The sequence below is a fragment of the Bacillota bacterium genome, assembly GCA_013178305.1.
Classification (GTDB): Bacteria; Bacillota; Sulfobacillia; order JABLXB01; family JABLXB01; genus JABLXB01.
Genome location: JABLXB010000007.1, coordinates 266,645 through 283,561 on the forward strand (window position 1 = coordinate 266,645; position 16,917 = coordinate 283,561).

Annotated in this window: 16 protein-coding genes; 14 read left to right on the top strand and 2 right to left on the bottom strand. The window is 60.5% G+C overall.

Annotated features, from left to right (window positions below):
• The first annotated feature begins 218 nt into the window (after positions 1-218).
• The 10 genes from HPY55_13895 to HPY55_13940 all read left to right on the top strand — a co-directional run bounded on the left by HPY55_13895 (position 219) and on the right by HPY55_13940 (position 10,889).
• Entirely contained in the window at positions 219-683 is a 465-nt protein-coding gene (locus HPY55_13895; GenBank protein NPV71713.1) for a hypothetical protein, read from the top strand.
• A complete protein-coding gene (locus HPY55_13900; GenBank protein ID NPV71714.1) occupies positions 680-2,020 on the top strand; it encodes a hypothetical protein in 1,341 nt (446 codons plus the stop codon). The genes HPY55_13895 and HPY55_13900 overlap by 4 nt, the downstream gene beginning before the upstream one ends.
• Before the next feature lie 56 nt (positions 2,021-2,076).
• A complete protein-coding gene (locus tag HPY55_13905; protein NPV71715.1) occupies positions 2,077-2,628 on the top strand; it encodes a hypothetical protein in 552 nt (183 codons plus the stop codon).
• Between the two features lie 579 nt (positions 2,629-3,207).
• Complete coding sequence (locus HPY55_13910; protein NPV71716.1) at positions 3,208-4,008, top strand: RNA polymerase sigma factor; 801 nt, start codon at positions 3,208-3,210, stop codon at positions 4,006-4,008.
• A gap of 77 nt (positions 4,009-4,085) precedes the next feature.
• Positions 4,086-4,589 (top strand): hypothetical protein, encoded by a 504-nt coding sequence (locus HPY55_13915; GenBank protein ID NPV71717.1) that lies wholly within the window; start codon positions 4,086-4,088, stop codon positions 4,587-4,589.
• Positions 4,590-4,602: 13 nt separating this feature from the next.
• The gene (locus HPY55_13920; protein ID NPV71718.1) at positions 4,603-5,463 is read left to right on the top strand and encodes a hypothetical protein; all 861 of its coding nucleotides are present in this window, start codon (positions 4,603-4,605) and stop codon (positions 5,461-5,463) included.
• A gap of 2 nt (positions 5,464-5,465) precedes the next feature.
• Positions 5,466-6,401 (top strand): hypothetical protein, encoded by a 936-nt coding sequence (locus tag HPY55_13925; GenBank protein NPV71719.1) that lies wholly within the window; start codon positions 5,466-5,468, stop codon positions 6,399-6,401.
• Between the two features lie 1,040 nt (positions 6,402-7,441).
• Positions 7,442-8,770, top strand: coding sequence for a DUF3160 domain-containing protein (locus HPY55_13930; GenBank protein ID NPV71720.1), 1,329 nt, complete (start codon positions 7,442-7,444; stop codon positions 8,768-8,770).
• A gap of 29 nt (positions 8,771-8,799) precedes the next feature.
• Positions 8,800-9,807, top strand: coding sequence for a CapA family protein (locus HPY55_13935; protein NPV71721.1), 1,008 nt, complete (start codon positions 8,800-8,802; stop codon positions 9,805-9,807).
• 149 nt (positions 9,808-9,956) lie between these two features.
• Positions 9,957-10,889, top strand: a complete 933-nt coding sequence (locus HPY55_13940) for a DUF4829 domain-containing protein (protein NPV71722.1) — start codon at positions 9,957-9,959, stop codon at positions 10,887-10,889.
• 16 nt (positions 10,890-10,905) lie between these two features.
• Here the strand turns inward: HPY55_13940 and HPY55_13945 are convergent, their stop codons facing one another.
• Positions 10,906-11,616: an ABC transporter permease gene (locus HPY55_13945; GenBank protein ID NPV71723.1), complete on the bottom strand. Its 711-nt coding sequence runs from the start codon at positions 11,614-11,616 to the stop codon at positions 10,906-10,908.
• A gap of 163 nt (positions 11,617-11,779) precedes the next feature.
• Positions 11,780-13,279, bottom strand: a complete 1,500-nt coding sequence (locus HPY55_13950) for a recombinase family protein (protein NPV71724.1) — start codon at positions 13,277-13,279, stop codon at positions 11,780-11,782.
• A 165-nt stretch (positions 13,280-13,444) separates the two neighbouring features.
• Here HPY55_13950 and HPY55_13955 point away from each other — a divergent pair, with 165 nt between their 5' ends.
• The 4 genes from HPY55_13955 (at position 13,445) to HPY55_13970 (ending at position 16,807) form a co-directional block, all read left to right on the top strand.
• Complete coding sequence (locus HPY55_13955; GenBank protein ID NPV71725.1) at positions 13,445-13,627, top strand: hypothetical protein; 183 nt, start codon at positions 13,445-13,447, stop codon at positions 13,625-13,627.
• 598 nt (positions 13,628-14,225) lie between these two features.
• A complete protein-coding gene (locus HPY55_13960) occupies positions 14,226-14,585 on the top strand; it encodes a hypothetical protein (GenBank protein ID NPV71726.1) in 360 nt (119 codons plus the stop codon).
• A gap of 518 nt (positions 14,586-15,103) precedes the next feature.
• The gene (locus HPY55_13965; GenBank protein ID NPV71727.1) at positions 15,104-15,907 is read left to right on the top strand and encodes a hypothetical protein; all 804 of its coding nucleotides are present in this window, start codon (positions 15,104-15,106) and stop codon (positions 15,905-15,907) included.
• A gap of 432 nt (positions 15,908-16,339) precedes the next feature.
• Positions 16,340-16,807, top strand: a complete 468-nt coding sequence (locus HPY55_13970; GenBank protein NPV71728.1) for a hypothetical protein — start codon at positions 16,340-16,342, stop codon at positions 16,805-16,807.
• Positions 16,808-16,917: the final 110 nt, after the last annotated feature.

Below are 16,917 nucleotides of genomic sequence, written 5' to 3' on the forward strand. Positions count from 1 at the left end.
GGCTCCGCCGCGCCGCCCGGCCCGCGCGCGGGGTTGCTCCATCCCTGTTGACTGTTGACGCCCCACCGTGGTCCGGGTTCCCTTGAATCGTGCCTGACGCCGCAATTGCCGGAGAGGGCGGAACCTTAGCCACTGCCGTTCGTCTTCACGCTTGGGGAATCCTTCCATGACGATCGGGCTGAGGGTTACGGTTCCAGCCGGTGGAGATGGGGTGACCCATGGTAAGGAGGTCTGTCGCTGCACTCATAGTCTTGCTGTTGGCCGGCCTCTCGTTCAACGCCTACCTGGATAGGTCCCCTCACAGGCCGATCTCGGCGCGCGATGTCGTCGGCGTCCGCCTGTGGAGATGGGTACCCGGCAGTGGCATGACGGAAACGACAGCCGCCGCCGACGAGGCGGCGAAGATCATCGACTGGTTCAACTCTGCGACTGAGATACGGCCCAACAGGTCGTTCGCAGGCACGACCGCTGAGTGCGGTATCCGTGTCATCCTCACCCGTGGGAGAAGCGTGTTGATCCTGAAGTCAGGCGCCGATTTCGAGGTGCAGAGGGACTACTTCCTGTTCAAGCGAGTCTCATACTGGGCCAGGCAGGATGACGTACGAAGGCTCCTCGAGCGACTCATCGCCTGCGATAGCCCGAATTCAAGCGCAGGACCGGCGCATGAGGGTGATGGCGAATGAACCTTCGAGTCCGTGGGTCGGCGCGATTCGCCCTGGTAATGGCCCTGGCCTGCGCGGTCGCCGGCGGGGCGGTCGGGGGCTGCGGGCCGCGCCCGCGGCAGATCGACCTCGCACGAGTGGACGGCGAGCCTGCAAGAGTGGCCGGGAGGCTGGATCTGCCGCCGGGGTTCGTCGCGTCAGTATGCGGATTCTCGGGTCGAGGGGTATGGATCCAGGCCAGGCGACCCGGGGCCGCAGCCGCGCGGTACTTCCACGTCACGCCCGCAATCCTGGGTGCCGCGCCTTCGTCGTGCGAGATCGTCGAGGTAGAGGCGCCCCCCGGAGCAAGACCCGAGACCGCGTGGCCCGGCGGGGACGATTTCCGCGCGGTAGTCGGGATAGTGGACGGCAGGTTCGTCGTGTATTGCGCGACGGGTGAGGACGAGGGGAACAGGGCGTTCGTATCCTGCATCGAAGGGGACGGCCATGTCGCCTGGGAGGTGGAGATTCCCGCCGGGTTCATGCCCGGGCTGGGCCCGGATTGGAGACACGTGATTGCGTACGGGAATTCGAGGGACGTCCCGATGCTGACCGTGACACCCGAGGGGCGGTGCGTCGAGATACCACCGTTGCGGATCTCGGGTCCGGTCAAGTGGTACCGCTCCGGCAGCTTCGTCTGGGGTAGGATGGTGGCGTTTGACGCCGTGTGGGACGCGCGCCCGAATGGCATGGTTGTGACGACGCGGACGTGCTGGCCGTCGGAGGGCAAATGGGAAACCGTCGAGTACGCCGCCGGCGGGAACGAGATGGGCGATGCTCTGCCGTTTCGCGGGGGAGTCGTCCTGGTCACTGTGGAGGGCGATGCGGTCGCGCCGGTTCACCGGCCGTTCGCGGGCCCGGCGGGCCCGGAGCGGTCGGAGCAGCCGGAGCAGTCGAAGGCCCCGTCGTTTCGCCCCATCACACTTGACCAGCGCAGCCAGTCTCTTACGGCGTGGGTAGCAGGCGGGCATGTGCTGTGGCAGGTATATCCCACAGCTACGGTGAGTGTACCGGAGCACGTCATCCTGATCAGGGTTGACGGGCCGGATGGAAACCCCATTCTTTCCGGGGAAATCGCCGCGCGCGGGCTTGCGAGGCTTTCACCTCTGGGGAACTACGTTTGCTGGGAAGACCACCTCCGCGACTTCAAGTTCCTGCGGGTGAGCGATGGCAAGTTATGGACTTACTCTCCCGATTCGAAAGACCCATGGGCGGTGGAGACCGCCCGGTACTGGTGGTCGCCGAACGAGTCCCTGATCGTCCTCACGGAAACCGGGCAGGGAGACGGGGGATCCGTTGTCGTTCTGTCAACGGACTGAGAAGCATGCCGGGTATGCCGGTTCCGCGATACGCGAGTGCGACGGAGGGAGCGATGATGCGCCGGGTTGTGGTCAGGGTCCTGGTTAATCTGACTGCTGCGAGACCGGTCACGCGCGGGAAGCCGCAGCGGATTCCGCCCGGGCCGTTGGTGTGCTGCCTGGTCGTGAGCCTGGATCTGTCGCGCCATCGAACCGGCGAGCTGATGACCCCGATGACCCTGAAGGTTGTCGATTTCTCCGGTGATCGCGCGGAGTGCCGGAACCTGGCGGGCAACGTCGTCCGGCTTGTGGGCTTGCCGACGGCTGAGTTGATCGAGTCCCTCGCCTGGAAAGACGATGAAACCTTGATCCTGTGGGAGATCGCCAAGACGCGGAATCTTCCCGAAATCAATCTCGGGCCTGCGTGGGTGGTCTCTCTCACAGGGGCGCCAAGACCCGCCGGTCCAGGCGAGGCCCAACCGTTCTATCCCGCCGGTAGCCTATCGATGCCGCACGGACGGAGTCCGAGGTACAGGGTGGAAGAGCGCTGGTGGCGTGGTAGCTCCGGCAAGTATCTGGATGAGATCAATGTGATGCCCGTCCGGCGGGATCAGAACCTGATGGACTGATTGGTGGACTGAAGAGGACGCAAGGGTAGATGAGGGAGACGGAATGCGCTTTCACAGACGGATCACCGCGATCGTTGTTCTGCTGGGAACGCTTTTCGCTGCGAGCCTGGTTATGCGGTTCGGGTAGTACGACAACGTCGACTGGGTGAGGACTCCCGTTCTGGGAGTGTATCTGAGAGAACTCAGAGGATTTTGCACGTCGGCCGACCCCGCGAGAAGGTTCCCTCCAGACTGGGGTCATTGAGCGGCTATGCAGGAGGAAACTTCACCCTGGATCTTCTGGTGTCTCACGGGTTCAGCGGCCACGTCATTGAGGGCACCTTTGCTCTAATGAGCCCGCGTCCGCCGGGTGGATACCTACATCGAACCGTGCTTGTGAAGGCAAAATGAAAGTCTGTACCATCAAATAGGGATCTACACTGGCAGAATAGAGGCTCGTACTTTACGCCTGAAGAATACCAACAAGCGGTACGGCTGGCCGAACGGGTAGTGAGATGGGTGGAGCAGATCCTATAGTCGACGAGTACAGGTAGCCCGAATCAGCCGTTCGTTCCGCCCAACTAACCGGCGGCGAAAAGCATCCCCACATCCTCGGGGCCCAGTCGGTGTGGCCCGGTCTCACCTGCGGACAGCACCCCACTCAGCAGATCACGTTTTCGTCCATCCGTTCGAAATCGTCTCCCCGCTGGGTCCTCAGAAGCGGCAGCGCTCCTAATTGGGGAGACGCTCACGAACCTATGCAGTGATCGCACTCACTTCGCTCGTCATTGTATCTGGGAAGAAACGGGGGGACTCGTCGTTTACTCCGAGGATCAGATAATCGCGAGGGCAAGGGATGGCGACGTCCATGCCTATACCTGGATCGTGGAGACATACAAGGGACTCTTGCTGGCCGCGGTCATGCCTATTGTTGGTAGCGAGGAAGCGGCTGAGGATGTCTTGCAGGAGGCTTTCCTCCAGATCTACAGGTCCCTTCCCCAGTACGCCGGGGGTAGCTTCCGGAGATGGGCCGCCCGTATCGCGGTACACAAGGCCATCGACTGGTGCCGGAGAACGCGCCGATTCGTATTGGAGGACGAGTCGCGCCGGCTGAGTGAGACTCAACCGGGTCCGCACACGGGCATCCAGCCTTCCGCGGAGGAGGAAGCGCTCGAACGCATGGGGCTGGAGGGGATTGTGTCGGCGGTAATGAGCCTCACGCAAGTGCACAGGAGGGCGTTTCTCCAGCATTACGTGGAAGGTATTGGCTGCGCGGAGATGGCCTCGATGGAGGGGGTCAGCGTGAAGACGATTGAGTCGAGGCTGTACCGGGCCCGGCAGACGCTCCGCCAGATACTGAGAAAGCAATTGCGGGAATCCGGTGGGCGGAATAGCCCGTGAGCGGCATGAGTACATGAGCGGCACGAATACGTGAGCGGTGGACGTGGCGGATGACCGCAAGGAGGGCGGTGGCGTAGATGCACTACAGCCGGGAAGAATGGCGAAGGTTCAGACTGAACCGGGTTACGCCGGAGGGCCGCGAGGCGATGGCCGACCATCTGGCCGCGTGCGAATCGTGTCTCGACGCCTATATCTCGACCATCGAAACCCGCGATGAGGAACTGGCGGAGGTCTTGCTGGACCCCAGTTTCGTCGATGGCGTGATGAGGCAAGTGAGAGCCACTCGAAGAACCCCCACGGAGATCCCTGAGCGCAGGCTGGCGTTTTCCCCCCTGCAGAACTACGCCATGGCTGCGGCCGTCACTGCAATGCTTCTCTGTGTGGGTTGGTTTGACGCCTTCCCCCGGGTGATCCATCTGACAATGGAGGAGACGGTCCGGGCGCCTGCAGATGCGAAACTGCAGCTACCGGTGAGTTGGGTCAGCGAGTTTACTGACAGGTTGTCAGGCTACATCACCGGGCTGACCCGGTGTGGAGGTCAATCCAGGGACCCCGTCAAGGGTGACGGGCTTACCGAATGAAGGAGGCTACACAGTGCGCAAGAGTCAGTTTGTCACGTTCTTTCTTTCCATGTTCCCGGGGCTGGGGCACCTGTATCTCGGCCTGCCTTACAGGGGGATGGCCTTCATGGCCGCGTTCTTCGGTTGGATGTTCTTCTTGTTCGGTCTGGGGGGACTGGTGGGAATAAACGGTGCTGAAGCGTTGTTCTTCCTGGCCCCGCTCCCGGTCATCTGGTTCTACAACGTGTTTGACGCCATGAACCTGAACCAGCGAATCAATGAGGGAGAACAGATACGAAATCACTCTCCGCTGCAAGGACTGGCCGACAGCGTTGCGTCGGGCAAGAAGGACGCCATGTGGGCCCTTCTCTTCGGCATCGTGCCGGGGGCGGGCCAGATGTACCTGGGATGGCAGAGCAGGGGATTGCAGATCATGCTCATGTTCTTCCTCTGCATGTCCCTGGTGGACTGGCTGCACCTGAGCCTCTTCATGTTCTTGTTGCCGGTGATCTGGTTCTACAGCTTCTTCGACACGATGCAACTTGCTTCCGGGAACACCGACTGTCCCCCGGGTGGGTCCGGCCTGCTGGAATGGGTGGCGCAGAGGCAGAGGTGGGTCGGAGTAGGTCTCATAGCCCTGGGTTGCGTGGTGCTGTTCGACCGCGTCATCGCGCCGTTCCTGGATAGCCGCACAATACAGATGATGCGCACCGGGATAGTGGCTGCCCTGTTCATCGGCGGGGGCATACGGCTGGCCATGGGGCAACCCGCGAGACCTCCGCGGGCTACGGCGGACCCGCCGGAGCCGCCGGACCCGGCAGATGCGCCAGACCGGCCGGATCAACCGGATCCGGGTATGGTGGCTTCCGGTAACGATGAAAAAGGGGGGGCGTAATCGTGCGGCAATGGAGAGTAGGCTCCTTCTCGATGGGCCTGACGCTGGTGCTCTTCGGGGTATTCCTTCTGCTGAGTGAGTTGAATGCGGGCGGACGTGCGATGCCATTCGTGTTGAAATGGTGGGCGGTCATTCCGGTGCTGCTTGGAGTCGAGATACTTGCTGCCGGGTTCTTCTCAAGAGGGACGAATCCGCCGGTCAGGTACGATTTCTTCGGAATTCTAGTCGCATTCTTCGTGGTGGCTGTCAGCATCGGCCTGCAAGGAGTGAGCGCCAGCGGCCTTCTGCCGGCGGTACAGAGGTCGCTTGCCTCAACTGATTACCCCGTGGGTCTGACCGGCGAGACAATCCCCCTAGACGACGCCATTCGCAAGATCGTAGTGGCGAGCGACTCCGGCGAGATCGAGATTCGCAGCTCCAGCGAACCGCAGGTGACCTTCTTCGGCAGTGGCCGGATGAGCGCGCTGTCTCAGGAGGAGGCCTCGGCGATGGTGCAGACCGGCGCCAGCGCTCGCCGAGAAGGTGACACACTGTTCATTTCCTTTGGGAGGCCTCCTGAACCCAGAGCGTTCAATCATCACTCGAGTTCCATGCGATGGACCCTCCTGGTTCCGGCGGACAGGGATCTCGAATTTTCGGGCTCCGCCCGGGCGAATGTGGTTGTGGCGGGGCTGGCTGCTGACTGGCGGGTCAAGACGGCCGGCGAGGTGAGCGTCCGCCTGGGCAGCCAGGAGAACCTCACGCTGCAGGCGAGAGTCCCTTCGCCAGACCGCCTGTCGGGTGAGGCCATTCCGTGGAAGGGCGAGACTGCGCAGGCCCGGAACGCAGAAGAAAACCAAACGACGCTGCAGGGGCCGGTCACGAAGAGTGCCGTTCTCGGAGAGGGGCGGCACAGACTGCATGTCCAGGGCATGGGCGGCGTCGACATAGAGATGTAGCTGGCTCACGGGACCGGCACCCGTTGCACAGATTCAGAAGCAAGGCTCGTTAAAGAGAATCGACAAACCCAGAGTATCCAGCAATGACCCCGCGTGTACCGGCGCGAACGCCGTCGGACTCGAATTTCTCCGCAGGGTGTCCGCGGAAGCGCGTGAAGGAAACGTAGTCTTTTCGCCCGTCAGCCTCTCGACAGCGCTTGCCGTCCTCGCGAACGGCGCGGCCGGGGACACCCGCACGGAAATCGACGCCCTCGTCAATCCAGACAGGCTTTCCGCCGGGAAACTGAATGAGAAATACTGCAACCTGATGAATCACCTGAACAACGCCGGCTACAGCGAGAACGGCAACAGGACGACCCTCCTGGAGATGGCCAACTCCATCTGGATACAGGACCGGCTTCCGGTCAAGGAGGCCTTCCTCAGCACGTCCAACACCTACTACGGCGCCGAAGTCTTCAACGTGAACTTCCGAAAAGCCGGCGCCAGGGACGCCATCAACCGGTGGATCGCGGAGAAGACCCACGGCAGAATAGCCGAGCATATCACGCAGACTCCCTCCGAGACCGTCATGTACGTATTCAACTCGCTCTATTTCCGGGGGAAGTGGCTGAACCAGTTCGACAAGTCGAAGACCCAGAAGGAAGACTTCCACCTGGGGAACGGCTCGGGCGCGACCGGCGGTCCGGGCGCGACCGGCGGCTCACCCGGCGGCGCCACGGTCAAGGTGGACATGATGAACGCCGAACGGCGCATCAGGTACTACGAGGACGAAGAGGTCCAGGCAGGGGAATTCAACTACTACGGCTGCAACATGTTGGTCATCCTCCCAAGGGGCGACCTGGGTGAATATCTGGACCGTCTTGACTATGCCCGTCTCGAGGGGATTCTCGGCGGCATGGAGAGCGTGAAGACCAAGATCAAGTTCCCCAGATTCAGTTTCGGCCGGAAGACCCGGCTCAATGACCACCTGAAGGCCGCCGGATTGGAGACCGCGTTCGATCCTGTAGCGGCCGACTTCACGGGGATCTCGGACCGGTCGGATGGGTTCAACGTCTATATCAGCGACGTATCCTCTGGCCCTGGGCGAAGGCGACAATCTGTCGGCCTGGAAGCGGATATACGAGCCCACGAGCTTCCTGGTTGGCAAGAGCGACGACATCTCGCCGATTCAGGTCAGGGAGCTGATGGATGAAACCTTCGGCCCACGCGTAGATCTGATGACGCTCGTTTCCGATCAGGCCGGGTGGACGGCGTTCCTGGCAGCGGCCGCCAAACTCGAGCCCCCGGCCATCAACTCGATACCCATATTCGATGGAACGATCCAGCCCGACCGCGAGAGGGAAATCAAGGGTTTCAGGTTCATGGGACAGAGGTTCACCGTGGACGCCTCCATCTTCCAGAGGCTGGTATACCGCGAGGTCAAGGAGAACGCCGACGGCCGGAGACGGATGCTCCCCAAGGGCCTGGATATCCCGGCCGCGCTCGGGTCGGCGGAAGCATGCGAGATCCTTGAATCGACGGGGGAGACAGGCTACCGGGGTTACCCCGAGAATATCGCCAAACTGAAGGCCTACATCGCCGGCCTGGATGGGAAGACCTGGACTCAGAACCTATACTGGAGCTGGCTCCACTCGATTCTGCCGCTGGCCCAGGAGAAGCCCGAGGGCTACCCGTCCTTCATGTGCAACCCCGCCTGGGCCAGGAAGGACCTTAACACGTTCCTGGGTAGCTGGGTGGAGTTGAAACACGACACAATCCTGTATTCGAAGCCGGTCTACGCCGAGGCCGGCGGCGGCGACATTGGCGTGGATGACCGCGGGTATGTGGAGCCTAACCCGCCCGTGTTCGCCCGCCTGGCCTCGCTGGCGAAGATGACTCGCGAAGGCCTGAAATCCAGGGGCCTCTTGAACGAGCGGGACGAGACCAGCCTGGAGAGGCTGGAGACGCTCGCCCTGTCTCTGAAGGCTATCGCCGAAAAGGAGCTGAGCAATGCACCCCTGACCGACGCTGAGTATGACCTCATACGCGCCTACGGGGTGCAACTGGAGCATTTCTGGCTGGAGGCCCTGCGCGACGAGGGCTTCGAACACAGGTCTCAATCCATCGACCAGCCGGCGGCGGTCATCGCCGATGTGGCTACGGACCCGGAAGGTCAGGTCCTGGAAGCGGCGACGGGGAACATCTCTGTGATCTACGCCGTTGTGCCCGTAGACGGAAAACCCAGGATCGCCAAGGGTGGAGTCTATTCTTACTACGAGTTCACGTGGCCGATGAACGATCGTTTGACGGACTCGGAATGGCGCCAGATGCTGAAAGACCGCAGGACTCCGCCCCTGCCCGAATGGACGAAGGCTTTCGTGGCGCCGTGAAGGCGACCCGGCGTCAGGCGGTCAGGGCTGTGACGTTGGCCCTGGCAGTCTCAGTCGCCTGCGTGGGGTGCGTAGCCGGACGGGGCCCGCATCGGGCGGAGCGCTTCGCGGCTTTCAGGAAAAGAAGGCTCAGCCTGCCGGAGAGACAGGATCCCGTCGTCCTTGTAGCCGTCGGCGACATCATGCTCTCCCGCGGTGTGGCCGACCGGATCGAGCGACATGGCGATTTCGAGCACCCCTTTTCGAAGATGAAGGATTACCTGCACAGCGGGGACATTGTCTTCGGGAACCTGGAATGCCCGCTGACGCCGGGCCGGGACATCAAACCGCAAGAGATGGTGCTGCGCGCCGATCCCGGAATGGCGGCCGCCGTGGCCTCGTCCGGTTTCACGATTCTTTCAGTGGCCAACAATCATATCCCGGATTTCGGGGCTGACGGGATAGCCGGTACCCTGCGGAGCCTGAGCGCTGCGGGCGTCAAGTGTGTTGGGGCCGGTTCGAACGAACGGGAAGCGCATGCCGCCGTCTACTCCGACGTGAAGGGAATTCGGCTGGCGTTCCTGGCCTACAGCGACCCTGCCGTGGTCCCTGAACCCTACGGGGCGGGACGGGACACCCCCGGGACTGCCCTTCTGGATCTCGAGACGATGCGGGCAGACATCCGTGACGCGGAGGAGAACGCCGACTTCGTAGTGGTTTCCATGCACGCCGGCCCCGAGTATTCCGAGGACCCCGGCTCAAACCAGGTTCGCTACGCCCGCGCAGTGATCGACGCAGGGGCGGACCTGGTCCTCGGGCATCATCTGCACGTAGTGCAGAGGGTGGATCGTTACCAGGGTAGGTATATCTTCTACAGCCTGGGCAACCGATCCCGGCAGGCGGCAGACAAGCATCTGGCGCTGGAACGGCTGGGGTTTCTCAAGGGTGTCGGCGCCGTGAGTGCAGGAACTACTGTACGGAGAGCGCCGTCAGCGAACAACAAGGGGAAAGTATCAAGTTGCAGTAGGGGGGGATGGCGTGTCGCTGTCCATAGTTAGAGTCGGGAGGTCACGTTCGTTAGCGTTCGCGGTGGCCCTGACGATTACAATCGGGGCGGGATGCGGCCGGATTCGAGTTTACCCTCCAGTTAACGCTTCAGGGCGGCCGCGAGACTGAGGCCCTTCCGTACTGGATAAAGGGTCCCACCATGGATTTGCCGGGCTACATCAGGTTCCACGAGGGCTGGTACGAGGTACCCGGCCAACTCGGGGCGATGCTCCATTCCCTGGGCCAGTACCGGCCGGCCGGCGCCGGAGTCAGGGCGGACGATGAGAGGTTCCTTGCGAAATACGGATGGACTCCATTCTTCCTCATCAGCGAGCTCGAGGTGACGCTTCCCGGGGAATTCTTACACAGGCCGGGGGAATTTCCCTCCGTTCTCTATTGGGCCTACAACAACGAGCTCAACAAGGACATCGGGCTGGATCTTGCGCCATATCTGGGGCGGAATGTGGACGTCCGGCTGTACAAGATCGCGGAACTGCTGCCGGAATTCATGAAACCCCGCAGGGAGTGCGGCCGCGCGGTGATCGTGCTCAGTGAAGGGAGGGTAATCGGAGCCTGGCTCGACGCTGGCAGGCACCACGCGTTCGCATGCTCGCTTTCCGGCCGGCGATTCGAGGACATTACGGGGAAGACGTGGGCCGGGTGGGTGCCCGGCGTGATCGACGCGGATGACGCGGTCGAGCGGGAGCTTGCGTCGTTGACTCCGGAGGAAGTGATCCGGCGGTACTACGAGGCGATCGACCGGGGCGACTACCCGGCGGCCCTTACCTGCCTTACGAGAGAACACTTGTTGATGTATCTATTCAGTAATATGGACAACAGGGGACTGTACAACCCCGGGTTCGATCAGGGCATGCTGGGCCTGCTGAACACGACGGCCGCCAGGGTCGAAGGCGTCAAGAAGATGGAAGGAACCAGCGTGCCTGAGGGGTGCGTGATGTACCAGGTGGTGGTAGACTTGACTGTGGAGCAGCCTATTACGCACGGGAGCGGGCTGCAACCCCGGTTTGTCTCCCTGCGCCGCGAGACCCCGGACACCGGCTGGAGGATAGACGGGATAGGGACGGGGCCATGAGGATGCTGCGGACTCTTCATTTCCTCAGCCTCGGGTCGAGGGCATCCCGCAGGCCGTTTCCCATGAAGTTGAAACCGAGGATACATGCACTCATGGCTGCGGCGGGGAAGAAGAGTTGCCATGGACTGGATCTCATCACCTTCAGCCCATCTGACGCCAGTGTTCCCCAACTGGCTATGGGCGCCGACACGCCCAGGCCGACGAAACTCAGGAAGGCCTCGAGGAAAATGCCCGTCGGGATGGACAGGGTCGCGTACACAATAATAGGGCCGAGGGTGTTGGGGATCAGGTGCCGGACAATAATCCTCCAGCGCGGCACACCCATGACTAGCTCCGCGAGGACGAACTCCTGCTGCTTGATGCGGAGGATCTGGCCCCTGACTATCCTGGCCATGGTAAGCCAGAAGATGATGCCCAGAGCGATGAAGATGTTGAACAGGCCCACTCGGCCGCCGGCAAACCCGGCCACGGCGCCGTAGGTGACTCCAATCACAAGGTTGATGAGGCTGGAGACGATGCCGACGAGCATCGATATGCGGGCGCCGTGAAGTACTCGTACCAGCATGTCCCTGCCCAGCTCGTCCGTTCCGAACGGGTGGTCCCAGCATGGGGGGTGCTTGGTTAACCGGTAGTTCTGCTGGTCGTACCGGTACGGGGAGATCGCCGGCCCGAAAACCGCTGCCGCGGCCAAGAGCACCAGTATCACCGCCCCGGCCACTGCCAGCATTTAGTGTTGGAAACGGGAAGGAAACTGGCCACTGGTATCTCCTTCGAACGACCGGGTTCCGGGTGGATAACCGCAGTCGACACCCTCCAGTGCCCGGATCCCGTGAACACCGTCGTATTCCGGATCGAACGCCTGAACCGCGAGTGAAGGTCTCTGGTGCGCCTCATAGCCTGAATACAACTTTCAGGCAGTCCTGGCGCCGCGAGTACTCCAGGTGGTCGATGATGGTCAACAAGGCTCGCCGGCGATCGGCGGGCGATAGCGCGGGGTCATCAGCCCTCGAGAGCACGTCCCGAATTCTCTGCCTGAGCTCGACCAACTTATGTCCCGGGCTCTCTCGATTGTTAGCATCCAGTGAGGCCAACTGCTGTTCAATAGATTGCCTCTCGGCCTCCACTCTCTGGCGCGCCTCTTTAAGCTCCGTGAGCGAGATGGCGCCCGATTCGAATGCCTCCATCTGTCTCTGGAACTTGACCTTGACCTGCTCGAGCCGCCGGCGCAGGAAATCGCGTTGTTTGTCTGTGTGGTCGTCGGTGGTGGGAACGATGAGAACATCCAATGAATCCACCCTGCCGTTCAGCAGCTCCCGCAGGTGGTCAAAGAGGGCGTGCTCGATCTTGCTCATGAATACATGGTTAAAGTAACACAGCTGGGAGTGATGATAGCGGGAACAAGAGAGCTGCGGATTACGCGCAAGTTCGCCGTTCTTTCGCCGCCAGACTCCGGACATGTAGGTCAGGGCACCGCCGCACTCCATGCACCGGACCATGCCCTTGAGCAGGTAGTCCGGGACTCTCGGCGTGTGCGACCCACCCCTCCGGGATCTGAGTATCTTGTTCGCTCGCTCGAAGGTATCGACATCGATAATGGCCTCATGGGAATTGTCCACGGTTATCCATTCGTGCTGGTGTCTGAAGCGCCCCCCCTGGTTGGAGTCGCGGCGGTTCCAGACCATCTTCCCGATATACATGGGGTTCTGGATGATATTGCGGACTCCGATCGAAGACCACTTGAACCTCGCAGCTGCTTCTCCGAAGCGGGCTCTGCCTTCTGGTGAGTTCAGAGAGCGTGCTATGGAGAGCAATCCCTCGTTTCCCCTGGTGTAGGTGTTGAATATGAATCTGACCAGTTCTGCTTCCTGTGGCACGATGACAATGCTGCCGTCAGCGTTCAGCCGGTAGCCTACCGGCATCCTGCCAAGACCTTTTCCGCCCCTGGATGCCTTTTCTTTCATGCCCTTCTTGACTTCCTGAGACAAGTTGAGCGAGTAAAACTCGGCCATTACCTCCATGATTCCTTCTAGGAGCTTTCCGGTGGGCGTATTGTCAAACTGTTCGGTGACGGATATGACCTCGATCCCGCATTCCCGTCGGAGCAATGACTTGTAGACTACTGCATCCTCGCGATTCCGCGCGAAGCGGTCTGTCTTGTGAATGAGGATGACGTCAAATGGCCGGGGTTTCTTCTTCGCCATGGCAATCATTCGCTGAAACTGGGGACGATCCGCAGTTCTCGCAGAGGCTCCCTCGTCCACGAACGTGTCGGTAATTTCCATCGAGTTCTTTCTGGCAAAATCATGTAGAGCCTTAACCTGAGCGGGAATCGACATTCCCTCAGTCGCTTGTTCCTCTGTAGAGACGCGACAATAGACCGCAGCCCGCAACACAGAGACATCCCGTCCTTCACCAAAGATCTATATGGTGAGACGCAATGTTAGTCATGGCGAAGCCAACCGAGCTAACGAAATAAACAGGGCTCTTGAAGTATCCGGACAACCAGTGCCGTCATAAGAGTGCTGAAAGGAGGGCAAGACAAGGGGGTTTTCGCAGTGAAAACGGTTTCTGTCTTTCGGCAGCGTGATGGAACCGTGGTCACTCGCCCGTCCGAAAGTGAGCTGGACGCGCTGGCCAGGAGATACGCGAGAGCACTTCTAGATGAAGTGGCGCAAAAGTACCCGAATGTCGTGGTCACGCTGAAGGAGGAGGACGCCAGATTGGCTGTCTCCAGGTAGAGGAGGGTCGTGTTGCCGCAAAGGTTCAGAAAGAGGCCAAGAATGCTCGGACCTGGCGGCGGGAAGTCTTCGCATTGAAGGCTTCTGCAGTCGACTCCTTCACATACTATGATGGGGATGGTAGACTCAAGGCACGGGCCGACAGCATGGACTAGAAGACCGGTAGGCCCTGATAACAATATTCGAGGTAGCCGCACATGCCTGAGCTGCGCAGGATATCCGGAGAAGACGCCATCCGCGCCCTGGAGCGACTGGGTTTTCCGCAGCATTCTTCGACAGGCTCGGGTAAGTGCTGAAGAGCTTATGCGGTATGTGTGAAAGAATTGCCCTGGCGGAGAAGTCTTCTCTGAGAGCTCTCTGCCTATTATGTTCAAACGCCGTATCGGCAGGAGCGGGCTTCTCCATTTTCCCCCCTAGTCGACCGTTAGCCTCGGTTCTTTCGAGCGGTCTACACGGCCCTGTTCGGCGCCAATCCTATTGTTACGGCACCCGTCGCTGCCTTTACCAGGCGCGTCTACTGGACCCATTACCACAAATCCATTTCCCCGGCTATTTCGCCAATCGTGAGTTCCCGCCGAAGCATTGCATGGAGACATATGTGCACCGTGAAGTACAGGCGCTACTGCCCTACCTGAAGCTGGTCATCGTTGCAGGGAGGCCGCTTGTACAGCGGCTATTCGACGATGACGTGGAGCCCGGCCAAATCCGTTACGGTACGTGGAGGGCAGGGGGCACCATTCGCTGCGCTATGGTTGACTTCCCGAAAACAGGCGCGGAGCCTGAGTTCCAGGAATTGCTCCGGTTACTGAGACTGGAACTCGGCCTCTCCGAGATCGACGACGGCCCTGTATCTGCCGGCGTGGTGGATCCTGGCGAAGACAGGTTTCGGGAGTACGTGCGGTTCGAACTGCATGCTCTGAGTACATGGTGGGAACAGATCCGGGCCATGGTGGCATGATGGCTCAAATACTAGGCTGGCGACACCGAACACCGACGATTGGTGGCGGGACCTCGAGGTCATTCCGCGCCTGAACAGGTACTCATTCCTGGTCGCGTGCGATGCCTTCATCGAGGACCAGGCCAGAGCTTTCCTCAGACATGCGGGATGCCATTGTTCATGCGGGGGGCAGATCGGGAGAATCACTGAAACGGCGTCTCCAGCGTATGGGTGGCTTCGAGCCGAGCGGCGCTCTCATCGTGAACGACGATGTATGCAGGTTTGCCGTGAACACGGCGGAGAGATTCGCCCGGACGCTCTACTGATTTCTTGGGACTGAGCCAAGACGGCTTGGCATTCATCAGTTCCGGCAGCCGGCGGCTTCGATGCTGATGGGGAGCCGGCAGTGCCGTCGGAATACCATCATGTCGTCAGATACTTGCCGGTCGAACCTTTACATTTGCGGAGGCGTGTTCTAAGGGATCTCTCTGAGACGCGAACAGTGATTGAGACTACCAGAGTACGTCGGAGGAGGTTCAATGGCGATGGAGGTGCGATTGCTCGATGATCGCTCGCTTGCAATACCGCTTTCACGTTCACAGGTGGAGGCGGCCAACCGGTTGCATGAACATCTCAAGCAATGGCGGCAATCGGATGCAGCTCTGACAGCGCTTGCCCAGGCCCTACCGGGCTTTGATATGGAGTCGACCATCCTCAAGGTGGTCAGCATCAACGCCCTCTATGGGACGAACGTATTCGCGATACTGAGAATGGCCGAGCACGTGTTCCTTGTGATGAACGGTGATGGGAGGGCGCTCCGCGATATCGATCTTGTCGAGCGCCTGGCCCACTTGCCTGCCACAAGCGAATCCGGGGTTGCGAGGACACACACCAGCTTCGCCTCGAAATTCGCGCACTTCTTCATCGATCCGGAGCGGTTCCCCATCTATGATTCTTACGCTGTGAAGATGGTAGGGCATCACCTGGGGCTGGCTCAATACGGCGGCCACAGAGAGCGCGGGTACAGGGGCTTCGTGACTGAGTTTGCGATGCTGAAGTGTGCCGTCGATCCTGGGCTGACCAATCGACAACTTGACCGGTACCTGTGGGTTGCGGGGCAGTACAGGGAGTATCTAAAGAACCCAAGGTCTCCGATAAACAGAGAGTTGCGCAGCCTGTTTGAAGCGCCGCCACCGGAATGCGAGCCTGACCTGGCACAGATTGCACTCGGGAATCTGGATTGTGGAGCCGGACGACCCGGCGGCTTCACAGGAGTGCAGCGAGTCGATCGGAGTGGGGCACCAAATCGGCGCAGTTCCGGCGCATGTACGACGAGGGCTTGAGCGTGGCTCAGATTGCCCGAGAGACGGGTAGCGATTATGCGTTTGTGTAAGAGGTATAAGGGGCGGAAACCGTGAGGATTCATGCAATCGACCGATCCAGTTGGCCAGAGTTTTTGCGTGGAGGCGACAACTGAGTCGGGGAGCCGCGTGGCCAGGACCCACGTGAGCTGCGAGGGGGGCTTGTCGATGAATGCATTTGAGGACATCGTAGCGCGGTGTTTCGAGGATAAGGGATACTGGGTACGACAAAACGTCAAGGTTCCGATAACGAAGGCTGACAAGCGCGAGATAGGTGTAGCCTTGCACGGTAGATGACCCTGATCCGGGGCTACCGGTTGCAGGTTGGTTGTCACCGGAGGCGCTTGGCAAGACTCTCCAGTGTGCTAAGATTCTTTCAGTATCTTTGGCTCCTGGGGAGGTATTCGATTCCACATGCAGATCGTTTGGGACTTCGGGGTGGGAATCAAGGAATACGTCGAGAACTTTAGCTCCATTGTGTTTCCGCTGCTTCTCGAGTGTCCTGTGTGCGGAGCAGGCATTCCGCTGGAACGCCATGGTTTTTATCCCCGCAACGCGCTTCCCCGCGCCGTTGAGTACCGCATATCCATCGTCCGGTATCTCTGCAAATCCTGCTGCCACACGGTTTCCCTTCTGCCGTCCTTCCTCCTGCCCCGTTTCCAGCGTACCCGGGAGGTAATCCTCGAAAGCCTTCGGGCGCTGTTCTCGAGGCGGCGACTCTTGCTGTACCGCCAGATAGCCTATCACTACAAGAAGAGGTTTCAGCGCAATGTCCTGGCCATCGTCTCCGCGCTGAGAGACGCAGGCTGCCGCGAGCGCTTGCCCGACGACGAGAACGAAAGGGCCATAAAGCTAGTGGACCGGTTGCGTTCGTTACAATAAAAGTGATCCAGTAATGCCGCAAACGCTCGTCTTAAAGTGATCCACCCCGACCACTAATCCTGTATCCTCATACTTGGCAGAACGCGGATGCAGGAGGTTAAGGAAGTGAT